Source organism: Streptomyces pilosus (assembly GCF_014649835.1).
Taxonomy (GTDB): Bacteria; Actinomycetota; Actinomycetes; order Streptomycetales; family Streptomycetaceae; genus Streptomyces; species Streptomyces pilosus.
The window spans coordinates 1-17259 of record NZ_BMTU01000017.1 but is presented as its reverse complement, the minus strand read 5'-3'; the positions used below and the strand labels follow the sequence as shown (position 1 = coordinate 17259).

Annotated in this window: 12 protein-coding genes and 1 pseudogene; 6 read left to right on the top strand and 7 right to left on the bottom strand. The window is 68.7% G+C overall.

Annotation, left to right across the window (positions count from 1 at the left end; translation table 11 throughout):
• Positions 1 to 56 precede the first annotated feature (56 nt).
• Complete coding sequence (locus IE118_RS34540) at positions 57 to 191, top strand: hypothetical protein (protein WP_268248981.1); 135 nt, start codon at positions 57 to 59, stop codon at positions 189 to 191.
• A 61-nt stretch (positions 192 to 252) separates the two neighbouring features.
• Positions 253 to 819, top strand: coding sequence for a helix-turn-helix transcriptional regulator (locus IE118_RS29835; RefSeq protein ID WP_189561210.1), 567 nt, complete (start codon positions 253 to 255; stop codon positions 817 to 819).
• Here the strand turns inward: IE118_RS29835 and IE118_RS29830 are convergent.
• From IE118_RS29830 to IE118_RS29820, 3 genes are all read right to left on the bottom strand, one after another.
• Complete coding sequence (locus IE118_RS29830) at positions 797 to 2380, bottom strand: ABC-F family ATP-binding cassette domain-containing protein (protein WP_268248980.1); 1584 nt, start codon at positions 2378 to 2380, stop codon at positions 797 to 799. The genes IE118_RS29835 and IE118_RS29830 overlap by 23 nt on opposite strands.
• 65 nt (positions 2381 to 2445) lie before the next feature.
• Entirely contained in the window at positions 2446 to 3708 is a 1263-nt protein-coding gene (locus IE118_RS29825; protein WP_189561208.1) for an MFS transporter, read from the bottom strand.
• A gap of 40 nt (positions 3709 to 3748) precedes the next feature.
• Positions 3749 to 5611, bottom strand: a complete 1863-nt coding sequence (locus tag IE118_RS29820) for a YcaO-like family protein (RefSeq protein WP_189561207.1) — start codon at positions 5609 to 5611, stop codon at positions 3749 to 3751.
• A gap of 444 nt (positions 5612 to 6055) precedes the next feature.
• Between IE118_RS29820 and IE118_RS29815 the strand changes: the two genes are divergently transcribed.
• From IE118_RS29815 to tpg, 3 genes and pseudogenes are all read left to right on the top strand, one after another.
• The gene (locus IE118_RS29815) at positions 6056 to 7768 is read left to right on the top strand and encodes an MBL fold metallo-hydrolase (protein WP_189561206.1); all 1713 of its coding nucleotides are present in this window, start codon (positions 6056 to 6058) and stop codon (positions 7766 to 7768) included.
• Positions 7769 to 7986: 218 nt separating this feature from the next.
• Positions 7987 to 9591 carry a multinuclear nonheme iron-dependent oxidase gene (locus tag IE118_RS29810; RefSeq protein WP_189561205.1) on the top strand — a complete coding sequence of 535 codons (1605 nt, stop codon included), beginning with the start codon at positions 7987 to 7989 and terminating at the stop codon, positions 9589 to 9591.
• 11 nt (positions 9592 to 9602) lie between these two features.
• Positions 9603 to 9884, top strand: a pseudogene (gene tpg, locus IE118_RS34220) (telomere-protecting terminal protein Tpg); the annotation flags it as partial.
• A gap of 663 nt (positions 9885 to 10547) precedes the next feature.
• On the opposite strand, the gene IE118_RS29805 reads toward tpg, so the two are convergent.
• On the bottom strand, positions 10548 to 11507 hold the full coding sequence (locus tag IE118_RS29805) for a replication-relaxation family protein (protein ID WP_189561204.1): 960 nt from the start codon (positions 11505 to 11507) through the stop codon (positions 10548 to 10550).
• A 427-nt stretch (positions 11508 to 11934) separates the two neighbouring features.
• Positions 11935 to 14040: a tetratricopeptide repeat protein gene (locus IE118_RS29800; protein WP_229846997.1), complete on the bottom strand. Its 2106-nt coding sequence runs from the start codon at positions 14038 to 14040 to the stop codon at positions 11935 to 11937.
• Between the two features lie 713 nt (positions 14041 to 14753).
• Between IE118_RS29800 and IE118_RS29795 the strand changes: the two genes are divergently transcribed.
• Entirely contained in the window at positions 14754 to 15068 is a 315-nt protein-coding gene (locus IE118_RS29795) for a hypothetical protein (RefSeq protein ID WP_308431856.1), read from the top strand.
• Positions 15069 to 15115: 47 nt separating this feature from the next.
• On the opposite strand, the gene IE118_RS29790 is transcribed toward IE118_RS29795, so the two are convergent.
• Both IE118_RS29790 and IE118_RS29785 read right to left on the bottom strand, forming a co-directional pair.
• A complete protein-coding gene (locus IE118_RS29790; RefSeq protein WP_189561203.1) occupies positions 15116 to 15664 on the bottom strand; it encodes a hypothetical protein in 549 nt (182 codons plus the stop codon).
• Between the two features lie 524 nt (positions 15665 to 16188).
• Positions 16189 to 16689 carry a hypothetical protein gene (locus IE118_RS29785; RefSeq protein ID WP_189561202.1) on the bottom strand — a complete coding sequence of 167 codons (501 nt, stop codon included), beginning with the start codon at positions 16687 to 16689 and terminating at the stop codon, positions 16189 to 16191.
• Positions 16690 to 17259: the final 570 nt, after the last annotated feature.

Sequence of the window (17259 nt, the reverse complement as noted above, 5' to 3'; positions counted from 1 at the left end):
ACCGGCTCCGCCGGACACGTCATTCCCCCCTTTGTCGACCACAGGAGTACTTCGTCATGCCCAAGAAGGCTGCCCGCGCGCTCGTTCTGTTCCTGCTGGCCCTGGCACCGCTGGTCACGGCCCAGGCGGCAGTGGCAGACACCGCTGTCTCCACACCGGCGACGTCGAAGAACACCACGGGCTGGGAGTGATTCGTTCACCCCGGCGGCGCAGTGGCGGCCGGCCGGACCGACGGCGGAGGAATGCACGGCAATGTATCGCGTAGGGGTTCTGCACAGTCACCCGCTGATCGCGTGGGCGGTGGACCGCGCGCTGGCGACCGTTCCTGACTTGCAGGTGAGCGTGCTGGACCCAGCCGGCCCGGACCGCGCTGCTGAGCCGGCCGCAGCTCCGCCTTTCGACGTGCTCGTCACCGACCATGCGTCAACGGCCGGGAAGCAGCTGGCTGCACGTGTGCTGCTCATGTGCCCGGCGCGCCCTGTGGCGCTGGGGGCGGATGAGTATCTGCACGACCGCTCGTCCCCCGATGACCTGATCAAAGCCGTGCACGGTGCCGCGCTGAAAGTCCGCTCCTCGGCCGGCGCTGTGCCGGCCCGGGGGGCACTGTCCCCCCGGGAGCAGCAAGTGCTGGACTTCATCGCCGCCGGTCTCACCCATGCTCAGACCGCGCGTCGTCTGGGCATCAGCCAGCACACCGTCGACACCCATGTGAAACGGATACGGACGAAGCTGGGTGTGGGCAACAAGGCCGAGATGGTGCGCCTGGCCCTGGCCCGGGGGACGAGGGCGCTGGCTGTTACGGCTGCCGGTAGTCACTGACGTCGACCGTGCGGTTGACGCCGACGGCGTCGGCCAGGCGCCGGTCGTGGGTGACCAGCAACAGCGTGCCGGTGAACGAGGCGATGGCCTGTTCCAGCTGTTCCACCGCTTCGATGTCCAGGTGGTTGGTGGGCTCGTCGAGGACGAGGCAGTTGACTCCTCGTGCCTGCAGCAGCGCGAGGCCGGCCCGGGTTCGTTCACCCGGCGACAGTGACGCGGCCGGCCGCAGCGCCAAGTCCTGGCCGAGCCGGAACTTGGCCAGCAGCGTGCGGGTCTCGGTGGTGTCCAGTCCGGCTGCCTCGCCGACGATGTCGGCGCAAGCCCGCTCGGAGTCCAGCACGGCACGTGCCTGGTCGATCTCGCCCAGCCGGGCGGCGGTGCTGGTGTGCTGGGTGCCCGCCACGAGCGGAACCCGGCCGAGCAGGGCGCCGAGCAGGGTTGTCTTGCCGCTGCCGTTGGGGCCGGCGATGCGCAGCCGTTCACCGAAGCCGACGTCGAGGGTGAGGGGCCCCAGGCGGCAGGACCCGCGGTGGACGACCGCCTGGTGCAACGACAGTGCCCTGCCGGAAGGGGCGCCTGCCGGGGCGATGGTGAACTGCAGCCGCCATGGTTCCCTCACCTGCTCGGGGGCGGCCGCGTCAAGGCGCTGCACGGCGCGTTCGGCCTTGGCGGCGGCGGCACCGGTGTTCTGCGCCCCGGCGAGCCGTGAGGCCTTGCGGAACTTGTCACCGTCGGGCTGACGCCGTGGGTTGACCGCTCTGGCCGCTCCCTGCCGAGCCCACTCCCGCTGGGTGCGCGCGGTGCCGGTCAGCTGCTGCCGGGAGGCTTCGTAGGCGGCGTAGGCCTCGACGGCGCGCTGGCGTGCCGCGGCGCGCTCGGTGACGAAGCTGTCCCAGCCGCCACCGTACTCGCTGGTGCGGCGGGTGAACTCGTCCAGTTCCACGACCTTGTCCACCGTCGCCGCCAAAAAGGCCCGGTCGTGGCTGATCAGCGCAATGCCTGCCCGGCTGTGCCGCACGTGCTGCTCCAGCCTGGCCAGGCCGTCGTCGTCCAGGTCGTTGGTCGGCTCGTCCAGCAGGAGGATGTCCGGCTGCGCCAGCAGCACGGCGGCCAGCGCCAGCCGGGCCCGCTGCCCGCCGGACAGCTCGATGGTGGCCCTGGCATCGAGCCGCAGACCCAGATCGGCCGCGACATCGGCGGCTCGCTCGGGCAGATCGGCTCCGCCCAGCGCAAGCCACCGGTCCCACGCCTGGGCATAGGCATCGTCCGCTCCGGGCGCCTGCCGCTCCAGCAGCTGGATGGCAGCATCGAGGTCCTGCTGCGCCTGCGCCACGCCGGTGCGGCGGACGAGATAGTCGATCAACGGCTCACCGTCGCGCATGTCCCGCTCCTGAGCGAGGCGGATGACGGTGGCGTCGGCCGGCGCGCGGGTCACGCTGCCGCTGTCCGCAACCAGGTCAGCGGCGGCTATCCGCAGCAGGGTGGACTTCCCGGTTCCGTTCGGGGCGACGATCCCCACGCGTTCTCCGGCCGACACCGACAGATCCGCACCGTCCAACACGGTGAGAGCGCCATAGGCGTAGGTAATACCGGTGCAACGAAGCTGGGCCACGGTGTGAGTGCTCCTTACGACGCGGTCGCCGGCGTGTGGTCGAGTTGGTCCTTGACCGCCGCAGGCGATGCCAGCTGGACGGTACCGGGCACGATCAGCACGGCATAAGTGGACGTCAGCAAAATGATCACTGAGAGTACGGCGAACGGCGTGATTCCCATGACCGCGACCAACAGAGGAGCGGCGGCCAGCGCGACGGGCTGCAGGCCGAAGCTCGCCAGAGCCTCCAGAGCAAAGACGCGGCCCTGGATCTCGTCGGGGAACTCATTCTGCAGCGAGCTGTACCACAGGACCATGAAGCAGCCGACGCCGACCGAACCGACCCCCACCGCCGCACAAAAGCCCCACAGCGGAACATCGACCATCAGGCACACGGGCGTCAGCAGACACGGAGCCAGCGCGTTCATGGCCCACAGACCCGGGCGCTTGGAGGTGACCCTGGCCCCGACGACGGACCCGAGCACCGAACCGACGAACGTGGCGGCACTGACCCAGCCGAACGCCTCAATGCCGTAACGCTCCTGACTGACCATCGGTACCAGCACATAGTTCGGACCGAACAGGAAGAAGACCTGAGCGGTGCCTTGCAGCATCAGCGCTGCCACCCACGGGCGGCGACGCACCTCCACCAGCCCGGTCTTGGCTTCGGCGAAGACGGCACGTAGTCCTTGTTCCTGCTGTTCGTCTCCCACCCGGATACGAGGCAGCCTCAGCCACACCAGCGTCACCAGACTGATGACGAAGGTGACCAGGTCGACCACGAGCGTCCGCGGCGGTGCGATGCCCGAGAGCAACACACCGGCCAGCAGTGCCCCGACCAGCCCGCCCACCCGCTTGGTGGCGGCGTCGATGGCGTTGGCGCGCTGCCGCAAGTCCTCGCTGACCACCTGGGCCAGTGCCGCCCGGTGGGCCGGCTCGTACAGTGCTGCACCGGCGCCGGTGAGGGCAGCGGCGACGAGCAGCGGGCCCACGGGACCGTCGGAGGCGAAGAGCAGGAAGCCGCCGACGCCGATGATGCGGAAGATGTCGGCTGCCGCCATCACAAGACTGCGGGAATAGCGGTCGGCGACGACTCCTCCCAGGAGGAGCAGTACGCCCATGACCGCGGATTCGACGGCGAGGAGCAGACCGAACATGCCGGCGCCCCTGCTGGGCACGACGAGCGCCGGCAGTACGACGATGGTGAGCTGGTTGCCGAGAGTGCTGGTGGCCTGGCCGAGCCAGAACATCTGGTAGCGGCGGTCACGGAGCAAAGTCCGCACACTGGCTTGTGTCATCCGAAGGTGTCCAATGCTGTGCAAGCTGCGAGGGGCGACGCTATCCGAGGGGATGGGGCCAGCGCGCGTCGATATCGACGCCGTCGCCGAGGACTGTCCTGATTCGTTCGCGGAAGGCGGGGGAGGGGCTGCCGAAGTCCACGGTGAGCAGTTCCTCGGAAGTGGCTCGCGCGATCTTCCAGACGGCTTCGTCCGGGCCGTGGCGGGACAGGTCCGCCACCGCAGCCACCGTGCGCAGACGCTCGAGCGACATCGACCCCGATGCCACAGCGCGCTGACCGGCTCCGGCCGTCAGGAAGCCGGTCAGCTCCGGCGGCACCTGCTCGTGCGCGAAGTAGGCCTCGTGCTCCCAGGGCGCGGTAATGGCCGCGGTGACCGGATTACTGCTGGTGAACGCCTCCGTCTTGCGCAGGACACGGCGATAGAACAGTGCCTTGGCGATCTCTCTGAGGGCACGCTCAGCTGCGGTCGCCTCGCTCGTACCGGCACCGGAGGCGGTGATGATGCCTCCGTGCCGGAGACTGTGGACGACGGCCATCACGGCAGGCACATGATGCGCTGGATCAGCCATGTCGATCAGCGTGAGCTGCACTCCGGCTGAGCGGCACAGACTGCCCACGATGGCGGCCAGCGGTGTGTCCGGCACGCTCAACCGGGTCGCGGGGATGGCCGAAAACCACGTTCGCAGGTAGCAGTGACGCTCATACAACTCCAGCAGTGCGGCGTCCGCGGCCGCGCTGAAACGCGTGTGGGCGGCCATGCCGTTGCTGTTGCCCAGCACGTCACGGGAGCGCACCAGCGTCAGGCGTTCGGCCAGCTCACCGCGTGCACGAACCCGGGCTCCTTCGGCGGTGACGTCGACGCCGAAGCCGCACTCGCGCTGATTGCCCTTGACCTTCGCTCCGAAGGCGGTCGCGTAATACAGGCTCTGCCCGTTGACCAGGATGGAACGAAGCTCCTCCGCCTCGACGAAGGATTCACCGCCCGGGCGCGGCACGGCGCCGACGGCGCACACGGGCACCCACCCGTCGGGCAACTGCAGATGCCGGGCAACGGCCGCATCATCGAACCCGCCGAAGGGACGTGTCTCGGCGCCGGCCTGCTGCAATACCTGGATGAGGGTCTGGGCGGCATGGCCGCCCTCGACGAGCGCGTAGCGGTAGCCGCGTGAGCCGTACTTCGCGGTGACGTCACGCAGGTCGGCCACGAGCCAGAAGCGGGTGGGAACTGCCGCCAGCGTGGGGTCGAGCCTGAGCAACTCCTGCTCACCCGCAGCCCGAACCTGCTTCCGCTGCCGGAAGGTCGCCGAGAAAGCGTCGTACTGCGTCTGCACGGACGCGTGCTGCTGCATCTGCTCCGCGATCAGCCGCACCGGATACAGCGCGCCGGCAGACGGGTACAACCGCATGTCGGGATCGTGCAGCGTACGCAGGACCGACATCACGGTCGAGACGGCTAGGCACGCGGCCTGGGGGCCATCGAACGGTGCGAAGCTCGGACGCCGCCGCAGCGCCGGCGGCAGATCGACCGTTCCCGACGCCGTACCGGGAACGAACCGCGCGGTATGGGCCCGCGCCTCATAGCCGGCCAAGTCCTCGGGCGAGTAGGGCAGACCGCGGTTGAGGGGCATCGACGCCTCCGCATGCACACGAAGGCTCTGCAGATGCGCTGGATGAGCGGTGGTGTCCGTGACGAGGCGGTGCTGCCGGAGGAACGCCATGGTGGCGGCGGACACGGAGTCTGCCGCAACAGGCTCCCTCGCCATCGCCAGAAGACAGCGGCGGGCCTGCTGATCCGCAACGCGTGCACGCATCCGCAGATGCGCGGCCTCAAAGGTCAGGTCCTCCCCGTCGGCGGTCACGGAAACGCCCGGCGCGTATCCGACCGATGCGAACTGCTTCACATGTCATCCCTGGGTGGTGTGTACAGAAAGACCGAGGGGCCCGCTACGAAGCCCGTTCAGGCGTCGCAGCGGGCCCTCTGCTCGTGCTGTGATTACTGGCAGCGGGAATTCGCCGGCGCCATGACCTCGTCAGTGTCGAAGTGCTCGATCTCCTCGATGACGATCTCGGAGTTGTTCACTTCGGCACCGTTGGGCGTCTGCTCCATGAGAATGCTCCTCGCTCGGACGATCGCCGGAAAGGCGATTGATTTCCTTCACCGGTCGGCGACCGGCGAGCCACACTCGATCATCTTTCCGCGTCTCACGTCAATGCCCGCCAAGGCCGTTCCCTGTCCCCGGTTTAGGGGACTGCAACCAGAGAAGAAAAGGCGCGAGCATGGGTGGCATTCCGGCCGCGGAACGCCTTGACGGGCATCGCCTACCTTTCACACGTTCGGGGTCCTCATGCAGATCACACGGGTTCAGCACACCTGCTTCGTCTTCGAAACCGACGAAGGGCGCCTGGCCGTCGACCCCGCCCTGGACTACTTCGGCAACCTGTGGAGCCCCCGTGGCAGGAACCGGCTCGCCAGCCAACTGCTGAGCGACATCTCCGCTGTCGTCATCACCCACTCGCACTGCGACCACTTCCACCCGCCGACCTTCCTCCACTTCGACAAGGAAACCCCCATCGTTATCCCGGCGGCCGACCGGGACAGCGAATTCCCCATGGTCAAAGAGCTCGCCGAGCACGGGTTCCGGAACGTCATAGAAATAGAAGCCGGAGGAAACGTTCAGCTCGCCGGCCTGAGCATCACCTCCATCGCCTCCCCGAATTCGATCGAGGGAATCGCGCAGCAATCGATCCTCATTGACGACGGAAAAAACAGAATCCTGCACGGCGCCGACACACTCGAAGACTTCGAAACCTTCAGGCGACTGCGAGAAGAAGGCCCGATACGCCTGGCACTGCTGCCGCTCAACTGCAGCCTCAACTACCAAAACCTCCGCAACCAGATGTCACCGGGCACCTGGCTGGAAGCCGCAGCCGTCCTGAGGCCGCAAGCGATGGTCCCGCTCGGCATCAACGAAGGCCAACGAAGCGGCGTCTCGGCCCTCGACGCTCCCTGGTTCCCCCACAACGAAGCCCTCTACCGCGACCGCACCCTGCGCGCCGGCATGCCCGAGGAAACCCACCTCCTGGCTCTCGACGACGGGCAGAGCATCGTCCTGGACGACGCCCCCCTCACCACAGACACCCCCATCACCACACAAAGCGACACCGACGACAGCGGCGCGACAGACATCGAAACAGCACTCGGCCGGCTCTGGTCGATCCTCCTCGACATCCACATCCGCGACCGGCACTACTTCGGTCTCGTCCGGACCATGCCCCACGACGCCTGGCGCGACGCCTGGCTGGAGTGCCGCGCCCGGATCGAGGACCTCCTGCCTACCTGGCACACAGTCCTGCTCAACGCCACCAGCAGCCTCCCGGACAGCCGCATCACCGCGCCCGTCCTGCGCTGGTTCCCCACCACCAGCCGACACCTGATGTCCCGAGGCGACGCCGCCGGCCAGATCGTCCTGGACAGCCTGTGGCTGCTGGACCACACCATGACCGAGACCGACTACGCCCAGGCCCTCTACACCTGGCTCGCCGCACAGGTCCGCGCCGAGCCCACCGCGCTGTGGCGCTGCCGACTGGAGTACTCCAGCTGGCTCCAGCAGCGCCAGGAACCCAAGCGCGCGGCGCTTCCCCGCGGCTTCGACCCCGCGACCACACAAGAGTGGATCAACCGCCAGGCCGCCGCAGACGTCCGCTCGGCACCATTCGTCTACCCCCGCTTCCACCCGGCCTTCGGCCCCTTCGACACCGCAACCGCCCCCGACAGCACCACCACGGCCGCGCCCCTCGCCCTGCACAGCCTCAGGCGACACGAGGGCCGACTGCAATCAGCCGTCCTCGTCCTCAAAGACGCCGACGCTCTACTCGGTCGTGCCATCGACCAGGCCAACGGCAGTCTCAGCATCACCGACCTGTGCACCCAGCAGGGCCTGTCCCCACATGACTACGAGACGTTCTACGTCCGCCTCATGCGCTTCGCGCCGTACTGCATCGAACACCACTGGTACCCGAGCCAGGCCATGGTCTGGCGCCCGGACTACCGCGCCTGACCCCCTTCAACCCAGGAGCACTCTTGACCACCCTCATGCACCAGCGAAGCGTCCACCTGCCGACACGCGAGCACAGCCCCCGACAGCCGAAGCAAGCAGCCCTCAAGCAGCCCCACGGATCCACCACCTGCTGGGACCCCCACCAGCAACTGACACAACAGGCCGACCTGCGAATCTGAACCGCCGCCCACCTCCTCCCAACGGCAAAGGTGACTTCGATGCCCTTCGGCCCCGACTACTTCGCTTCGCTGCCGCGCTACGGCCTAGGCCTGGGTGTCAACCCCTCAGACCTGCACCAGACCTACCTCGAGGCCACCACCGCCGTCGACTTCTTCGAGGTCACCGCGCCCGCCGTCCGCCATCAGGGGCCCGCCAACTACCGGGAGATCCAGCGGCGGCGCAGCACTCCCGCAGGCTTTCGCCACCTGCGCATTCCGGACCTCGTCGGTGACCACCGGGTGCTGGTGCACAGTACCGACCTCAACCCCGTCTACCCTCACGCCGTCACCCCGGCCGACCTGGCGGACCTGCGACACCTGGTCGAACTATCCAACGCTCCGTGGGTCACCGAGGATCTGGGTGTCTGGCTGATGAGCGAGCGCCACGTCTACCCGTACTTCATGCCGTTTCCCGTCACCGAGGCCACGCTCACCGTCGCCATCGACAACATCCGCCACATCCACAAGCACCTGCACGTGCCCTTCAACGCCGAGTTCCCCCCCATGCCCATGGTCACCGGCGGCATGCACGCCTTCGACTTCTTCCGCACCCTCGTCACCGAGACCGGTGCAGGCATGTGCCTCGACATCGGCCACGTACTCAGCTACCAAATCGCCCGCGGAGCCTCACCCACCAGCGACTTCCACCGGCTGCCGTGGGAGCACATCACCGAGATCCACATAGCCGGCGGCGGCATCGACCTGCACAGCCACGGCTACCAGTACGACGACAGCCACGGCGACGCTCCCATCGTCTCGGTGTGCTTCGACATGCTCGACGAGATCATCCGCTACGCACCCCACCTGCAAGCCATCACGCTGGAAATCTTCGGCGCCCGCAACCCGCGCAAAGCGCTGCAAAGCCTTCGGACCGTCCGAGAACGAGCCTCCGTAGCCGCATGGCTGGACAAGACCCCCCAGCCAGAGCCCGTCCTGCCCGCCCTCGAGGAAGCCAAGCAGCACACCCGTGCGGCCGTCACCGGGCTGCACGACCTCATCCACGGAGCCACCCCGGTCAACGGCCAAGCACTGGCCGCCGCAGGCGCACCCCTTCTCGATACCTTCGCCACCCAGGAACAACAGCGCTGGGAGTACGAACGCACCCAGCGCCTGCGCCTGCACGGAACCAACGTCTCCAGCTACTACCCGCTCACCAGCCGATGGCTGATGCACCGCGAGAACGTCGATGAGATGCACTTCTTCGAACGACTCGTGCCCGGCCTCGCCGGCGCCGACACCACCATGTGGGACAAGGTCAAAACCAGCTTCCACAAACTCATCACCCAGGACCCCTCCGACCAGGTCGGCCCCGAACTCCTGCGCGCCGAGCAGTGGATGAACGAATGCGCCCAGCAGCCCGCCACACCGTCCTCGGCCCAGTTCGGCATCCGCATCCAGCGCGTCATTGAAGGACTGCGCACGGGATGCCTCGCCCCTCGCCGGCTCCTGGCCCCCTCTCCGGTGACGGTCCGGCACCTGGGCGAATGCCGCTTCGAAACAGACGAGGACCCCTCCACCACCAGCCCGCTCAACGCACTCGAACTGCCCCTTGCAGCCCCCGCCCCTACCGAACCCGGGCGCGCCGCCTGCTGCACCGGACAGTGAGCCTGTCGTTCGCGGCCGGCGGCGGCATGGTTATTGACACCCGCGCCCGCCTCGGCTACACAGCCGCCCATAGGGTCGACGGACGAGTCCCGTGTCCGGCACCTGACCGTCACCCTGCCCCCGCGGCACGCCGCCCGCCTCTTCACGCCCAGCAAGTCGGCGTCGGCGACCAGCAGCTGAAGCAGATAGCCGCCGACGCGCTGTGCTAGGTGTACTTCCAGGACGGCGGCCACCATGCCGGAAGCCTGGCAGAGATCCGCTTCACCGACATCGAGCATCTGAACTTCGAGCTGTGGCCAGCGCCGCAAAGCTCGCGTGCCCCGGACCGTATCGGTCCGGGGCACGCTCGCTTGTCCACCAGAAGAGACCAGGACCTGCCCGAACTCGGTGCGGACCGCTATCCAGTACAGCTTGTGTCGGCCATAGCGCACTCGGTCTTGGCGAGGGCGGCCCGGGACCGCGGGTGCGGGAAGCAGGCCGCGGTAGGACTGCTGACGGAGCTCATTTTGGGACCACCCCCGCGGGTGCGGGGAGCAGAAACGGCGCTCCGGGTCGTTGCGGAGCCAGGAGGGACCATCCTCGCGAGTGCGGGGAGCAGCCGGCCGACACCGACGCGGGCCAGCGGTTCGTGGTCGGGTCTGGTTGCTTCCATGGTGGGGCGGTGGTGTGTGACCTCCCCAGGTCTCTTGTCCACCACCGCCCCGACATGTTCCCGCCAGCACCCGGGCATCTGTCACTTCGTCCAGCCGCTCGCCCTGGTACCCCGCCTTGAGCTCCCCATGCCTGCACGGGTCAGCGGCATGGTGCTCACCGGCCGCTGGGCTTCCCAGACCGTGCGTTCGACGGCTGCGCGGTGGCCTGCTGTAGTGAGGGCCGTGGTCGGGTTCTGGTGGCCGCAGGCGGGGTCTGCGCAGTGCCTGGTCGGATCCCAACCACGGTCCTGACGATGGTGGTGGCTAGAGATGTCGGGTGTGCATCCAGTCGACCCTGTGGTCGGGGTCCTGGATGGGCCACCACACGGGTGCGGTGGGGCCGTGTTGGAGCAGGTCGGTCATCGAGGCTGCAAGAACGGGGACCTCGCGCAGGAAGCCGGCCAGCGACACATCGCGGGCGGCTGTGCGTAGGGCGTGGATGCGGTTCTCGACGCCTGTGGGGCCGGTGCTGTCGAGGATGAACAGGAGGCGTGGGAAGAGGGGGTAGCGCTGGCGCCAGGTCTCCTGTGCTGGTTCGGGGAAGGGTTGTTGCCGCGGGCGGGTCACGGGTGTGGGCGTGTAGCTGTGGAGTCGGGCGTAGTGGCCGAGTTTGGCGGCGAGGCGTTCGGGTCCCATGGTGGCCCGGTCGACTTCGACGAACGCCCGCAGCATCACCCCACCCCTCGTCCCCTCCGCACCGACGGCACCATCCCCGTGGTCCGTGCCGGCTGTATGGTGCGCGCCGTCCGCAGTGCGGCGTTGGTAGTAGAGGAGGGCGTCGGGGATGACGGCTTCGCCGCCGCCGAGGGGGTGGTGGACTTCGGGGATCCAATCCAAAGGCTGGCACAGGTCGCCGCGGTGGCGGGCGTCTTTCAGGAACGCCAGCGCGGTCTGGGTGACGGTCAGCCCGTGTCCGACTTTCAACCGCACCGCCGTCCGGTCCACCGCGCCCCGCGGGGGGCGCCGTCCGCGGAGCTCGGGCCACTCACCGGCGACCTGGACCCCGTACTGGGTGGGGTACCAGACCCGGGTGCGTCCGGCCTGGGGGAGGGTGATGCGGTCGATGAGGCCTTCCTGGCGGAGTTTGGCCAGCCGGCGCCGTGTCTGCTCGATCCTTACCTCGGGCGCGATGATGTGGTGCATTTGTGCGGTGGTGGCCATCCGGTACTGGACCAGCACCGCCACCGTCAGCCGGTCCCGACCACCGGTGTCGACATCCGCCATCGTCGGCTCCCTCCTCCAGCGGCGCCCCTCCGTATCAGGCGCCGCGCGCATACGAGGCAGATCAGCAGCCAACCCCGACCGCACCACCGACCAGGAAGGCCCGACCACGGTCACGATGCGACAACACCACCCCCGACCACGCCGACACCCCCTCCGGCAACCGACCCGGGGCATCTCCGGGCTTGGCTCGCATACTCGCAGGCCACCGCACTGGTCTGGCCGTGGACGAGAGCCCGACCCTCCTGCACGCACCCCATGACCACCTCACTGCCAGAAGCGGGGGGAACCACACGGACGAGGGCGGGCGGTCTACGACCCGAGGGAAGCGAGGTGGCCTTCGCTCGGCCGCGCGTACGCGCGTAGGCCGTGTATCCACGCCTACGCCTGACGGCATACCCAACAGACCAGGTCACGGTGCATGCGCTACCTACGGCCGTCCGCGTCGACGCAATCGCGACCACCAGCTGCTCCCTGCTTGTGTCATTGCGGCCTCCGCGCGGGCGAGATTGTGGCGACTGGCGAGGGTGTCGGGGTGGTGGAGGCCGAGGGTGCGTTCGCGGTCGGTGAGGGTACGCCGGTGGAGGTCGGCGGCTTCCTGGTACTGGCCGAGGCTGCCCAGGGCGTTGGCGAGGTTGTTGCGGCTGATGAGGGTGTCGGGGTGGCGGGGGCCGAGGGTGCGTTCGCGGTCGGTGAGGGTACGCCGGTGGAGGTCGGCAGCTTCCTGATGCTGGCCGAGGTCGTTCAGCGCGTTGGCGAGGTTGTTGCGGCTGATGAGGGTGTCCGGGTGGCGGGGGCCGAGGGCGCGTTCGCGGGCAGATAGGTTCTGGCGTTGCAGGTCGGCGGCCTCCTGATGCTGGCCAAGGCCGTACAGCGCGTTGGCGAGGCTGCCGCGGCTGGACAGAGTGTCGGAGTGATCAGGGCCGAGGTGACGGGTCTCAGCATCCAGGACGTGCTGGCGTAGCAGGTGTTCTTCGGTGGAGGTGCCGGCTTCGTGCAGCGTGTCGGCCAGGGCGTCGAGTGTGTCGCGGGCATCGGTGAAGGTCTGGTCGGTGGCGCGGTCTAGGAGCGGTGGGAGGTGGGGAGCGAGGAGACGGGCGGTGGGCCAGCCGGGGCGGCCGGCGGCGACGGTGTCCTGGACGGCTTGGGTGAGGTGGGCATCGAGGACGGTGTGCCAAGGGGCGGGGTCGCTGCCGGGCAGGCTGATGGCCATGACCTCACGAACCACAGGGTGCAAGACCACCTGCCCCACGCTGACTGCAGCACCGTCTCCGGCAGACGTGTCCACCGCGGTACGAGGACTGCCCAGCAGGGCGTACTGGTGGAGCCCGGCCAGAGCGGCGTCGAGTGCGGCGGCAGTGACGTCCTGCCCGGTCGCATCGGCCAGCAGCGCGGGGATGATCAGGGAGCGGGGGACGGGAGCGGCTTCCAGCAGAGCCAGCAGGCGCAGCAGCGGACGGGCGAGGGTATAGCCGTCAGCGTGGAGCTGCTCCAGAGACAGGTCCCAGGTGTGCCGCACGACAGTGCGGGCGATCTCCGGATCGGCAGCCTGGGGGTGCTCGGCTCCCAGGAGATCACCGAACTCCCGGTCCAAGGCCTCTCGATAGGCGATGAAGCTGCGGTAACGGCTCGTCGCGGTGGCGAGATAGCGGCCGGCTGCCTCAAGCGCCAGCGGCAGACCCCCCAACCGCACCGCCAGCGCCCGCGCCTCCGCTTCACTGCCGGCCGACGGCGCCGCATCAGCCAGAACAGCGGCCGCAGCCATCTCCTCGAGCGGCTCCAGATGCACCAGCTGTACCCGCCGACCCCACGTCCCCACCGCAGTGTCCCGACTGGTGACGACCAACAGCCCGGCCCCATCAGGACGCAACCACCCCCGATAAGACGCCACCGCATCCCTACCCGGCCCAACCCGTGCGGGAGTGTCGACGTTGTCCACGACGACCACCCACCCGGGCACCGACGCCAGGTGCTCCCACACCACATCGACCAGCACCGCCCGCCCCCGCCGCGCCGCCTCCAACCGCTCCTCGGCAAGCCCCAGATCCTGCGCTACCCGGGCAAGGTCCTCGGCGAGGCGACTGGGGTCGTTCTGCCAACGAATCCAGAACACCGCCCTCCGCGCCTGCTGCGCTTGGTAGGCGGCCTCGGCGGCGAGGGTGGTCTTGCCCAACCCGCCGGCGCCGCACACCACCGCCATCCCTCTACCACTACGTGCCAGACGGTTCACCAGCGCGAGCTCACTGTCCCGACCCCGCACCCGCGCCGTCGTCACCGGCGGCCGCAGCGAAGCATCGACCGCGGCAGCCGGCACCCACTCACGCGCCGCTGAACCGCCGTCCACCGCCGCACCAGCCCCCGCCCCAACAGGAGCGCGCAGAGCATAAAGGGAGATCGGCAGGCTGAGCAGTGCGACGGTGCCACCCACGACACTGGCCGTCTGATCCGCCGCCTCCAGCCCGAAACGGGCAACCGCCCAGACCACCGCTCCCAGGAAGGCGGCCAACGCCGCAACCAGCACCCACCGGACCAGCACGCGCGCCCACCCGCCCGGCATCGCCCCACGCACCGGCATCCCCCTTCACCCGTCACCGTGAAGCGAGAATGCCCCGAACCAACCGCACCAAGAACCTGGATCAATCAGCCGGTACACAGCCGTGACGACTCGCCACACACTCCGAACGCCAGTGCCGCTCCGTATCGGGCGCCGCGCGTACGAGGCAGGCCAGCAGCCGACCCCGACGGGGCCCCCGACAACCAGGGCCCGACCGCGGTCACGATGCGACAACACCGCTCTACACCGGGCTGATATCCCCGCCGACAACCCCTCCCGTATCTGTCCGCGTACCCTCGCGCTCCCAACCACATTCCTGCAGGTCACCACGCCTGTCCGAGGCTGGTCGGCAGCCCGACATGTAGGAAGAAGAAGGGGGGAGGGAAAAGGGAGCAGGGGAGAGGGTGAAGTGGGCGGCTGCGCGGGCGAGGAAGCAGAGGGCTTGAGCTAGCTGATCGCGGAGAGCGATGGCGTTTGGGCCGTGCTCGCGGCCGGCAGGATCTGCGGGGCGGTCGAGGGTGTTGGCTCGGGGTCGGTGGCGAAGAGCAGGTCTGGAGGGCGGGTGTGGGGACGATCCTCAAGGGCATGAGCCGCGTTCCATGGCACGAGTTGACGCATGCCTACGGGTCCGCAGAAGGCGTTCCAGGCCGACTGTCCCGAGTGGCTGGGGTGATGCCCGGACAAGCCTTGAGGCGTTGAGCGATCTCGGCCTGTGGCTCGGAGAGCTGGCCGTCTTCGACGCGACCGTCGCAACAGTGCCGTGCCTCTGGGATCTCGCCGCAACCGAGACCGTCACCTGCCGACCCGAAGTGATCGAGCTACTCCAGACGATCCTCGAACACAACGCCGCCCAGATCGACGTGCAGCGCCAGGCCCACCGCGCCGTGCTGGACGGCGCGAGTACAGCGAACCGGCTGACCGGTGACGCAGATCCCGCGGTCCGGAGAGCAGCCAGCAAACTGACGACAGCGATCAACAACCATCTCTGCGACGCCTGCCACCCGACCTAACCCCAACCCCCATCAATCTCAGACCGCAGCAGCGCCCCGCCAGCACGTCACGGCACAGGCTGGGCGGCGCCGGCTTCCCGTTTCCCGTCTGAGCTCCGCTCCGCGGTGTAGCCCTGGCTCTGGCTGTCCTCGTGTCCGTACAGGGTGCGGGCTTCGGCTACGGCGCGTTGCCAGCTGCGTTCGTTGCCGCCGTGTTCGCGCGCCAGCCGTGTGGCCATGCCGCGCTGGTAGCCGCCGGCGTGTTTGAGTTCCTCGAGGGCGGTGGCGACGGCCTGGTCGCGCCGAGCGCGGCCCCACCCACCTCCGTGGTTGCCCCTCCCGTCCCCGCGGGGACGCCCCGCACGCCGCAACCGGCCGGTGCCGACATCCTCCCGCCACGCCGCCCAGAACGCTTCCACGGCTTCCTGGTCGTAGTAGTGGACGCGCTCGATCGTGCACGCCACCTCCGGAAACCGCAGCCCCTCCGGACACTGGGCACGCTGGCCGTACCAGCGGGCGACGGTGGCCGCCGAGGCTCCGGTGTGCTCCATGACCCAGGCCCGGCTCACCACCCACCGACCACCCTCAACCCGACGCAGCGCCTCGTCCCCACTCATCCTTACTGACACTCCCTCACCCGTACGCGGCACTGCGTCATGACCGTCCAGCTCCCGTACAATAGACCAGTCTCATCTGAGAGACGCTGGCGGGAAATGCAGAAGAGGGTTTGCCGACCCGTTCGTATTCTTCATTTCTCGCCAGCATTTTATCTCCGCCTCCACCCATAAAGCGATCCCAGCTCTCGCGCAATGCAGCGCGCAACATGGCGCGGCGATTCTTCTCTTTTTCTTTTGCCCCCCCGCGGAGCGGGGTTCCCGGGGCGCTGCGCGCCCTGGGGAAGCGAGGGGCGGCCGGCTGCGCCGGGCCGCAGGAGGTGTGGCGATCCGCTGCGCTCCTCGCCCAGCGCGGGCACGGTCCGCTGCGCTCCCCTCCCCGGTGTTGACGGCCAGGGAGGGGAGCTGTGCGGCAAGGGGATACCGGGTCGCCATCCGCAGCACCCCCTCGGCCGCGCCCCGTACGGGCACCGGGGCATTGAAGACGGGCCCCGGGGGCAGTTCAGCCCCCCAGGGCCCGCAGGGCTCTACAGGACGGTGTAGGCGACCGGCGGATAGACCGCTTCGCCTCCGTCGTCGTCTCCCTCGTCGACGGCGTGGAGCCCGAAGGCATCCACGTAGACGCCCGGCTCACGACCTTCGAGCAGCTCGGCGGCCTCAGCAGCCGGGCACTCGTTCAACGCCCCCCAGCACAGATGCCAGGCCCGCACACTCACCTGCCCGTCCGCACCGCAGGAGCGCAGGTACAGCACACCCGAGCACAGGGTCTGCGCCAGCCCGCAGGTCAGCAGGAACACGAAGTTGTCCAGCCACTTCGCCTCCGCGCCGACCAGGTCGTCCGCACCACCGTCACCCTCCACGGTGATCGGCAACGTGGCACTCAAGGGCTGCTCCTGCCCCTCCATGTCCACCCCGAGCCGCACCACGTGCTCGCCGGGCGCCAGCCGCGCCATGAGGGTCGCCAGGACCGCGTGCGCCTCCTCGCGGGCCTCTGCGATGACGTCTAAAGAAACCGGCTTGAGCTGCATTCTTTTCCCCTTTGTGTTTCATCTGAGAGATCACTTTCAGGAGCGGTTGCCGCCACTCCCGACAGTTTTTATTCTAGCCAATAGAGGCAGCGAGGAAACCAAAATTCGCGACTCAGTCAGGGATAATTACAGCCACACTGCCGGGCACCCTCCGCCCGCACCGTGGGTGGACCACGGTTCCAGACTCCATCCAGAGGAAAGTTTGATGCATCAGCGGCCAAGCCCACCAGAGCTGCACCAAACGTCACCTGACACAAAGTCACCACCCCCAGCCACCCCCTCCCCGTAGCCGCCCGGGCCGAAGGCCCGTCACCGGCACCGCGCAGCGGGGCCGGCCCCAGGGCGCGCAGCGCCCCCGTGGCTGAAGCGCAGCGCAAGCCACGGGGGGCCGCAGGCCCCGTAAGTCCCGGGAGCGCAGCGGACGGGACGTCACCCGCCCTGCGCAGCAGGGCGGGTGAGCGGAACGCGCAGCGTTCCGCCAGCGCTCACGCGGAGCGGGAGCGCAACACCCGCGCGCAGCGCGGGTGTTCGCTTGCCCATCGCGCAGCGATGGGGGACCCGCTCCGCGGG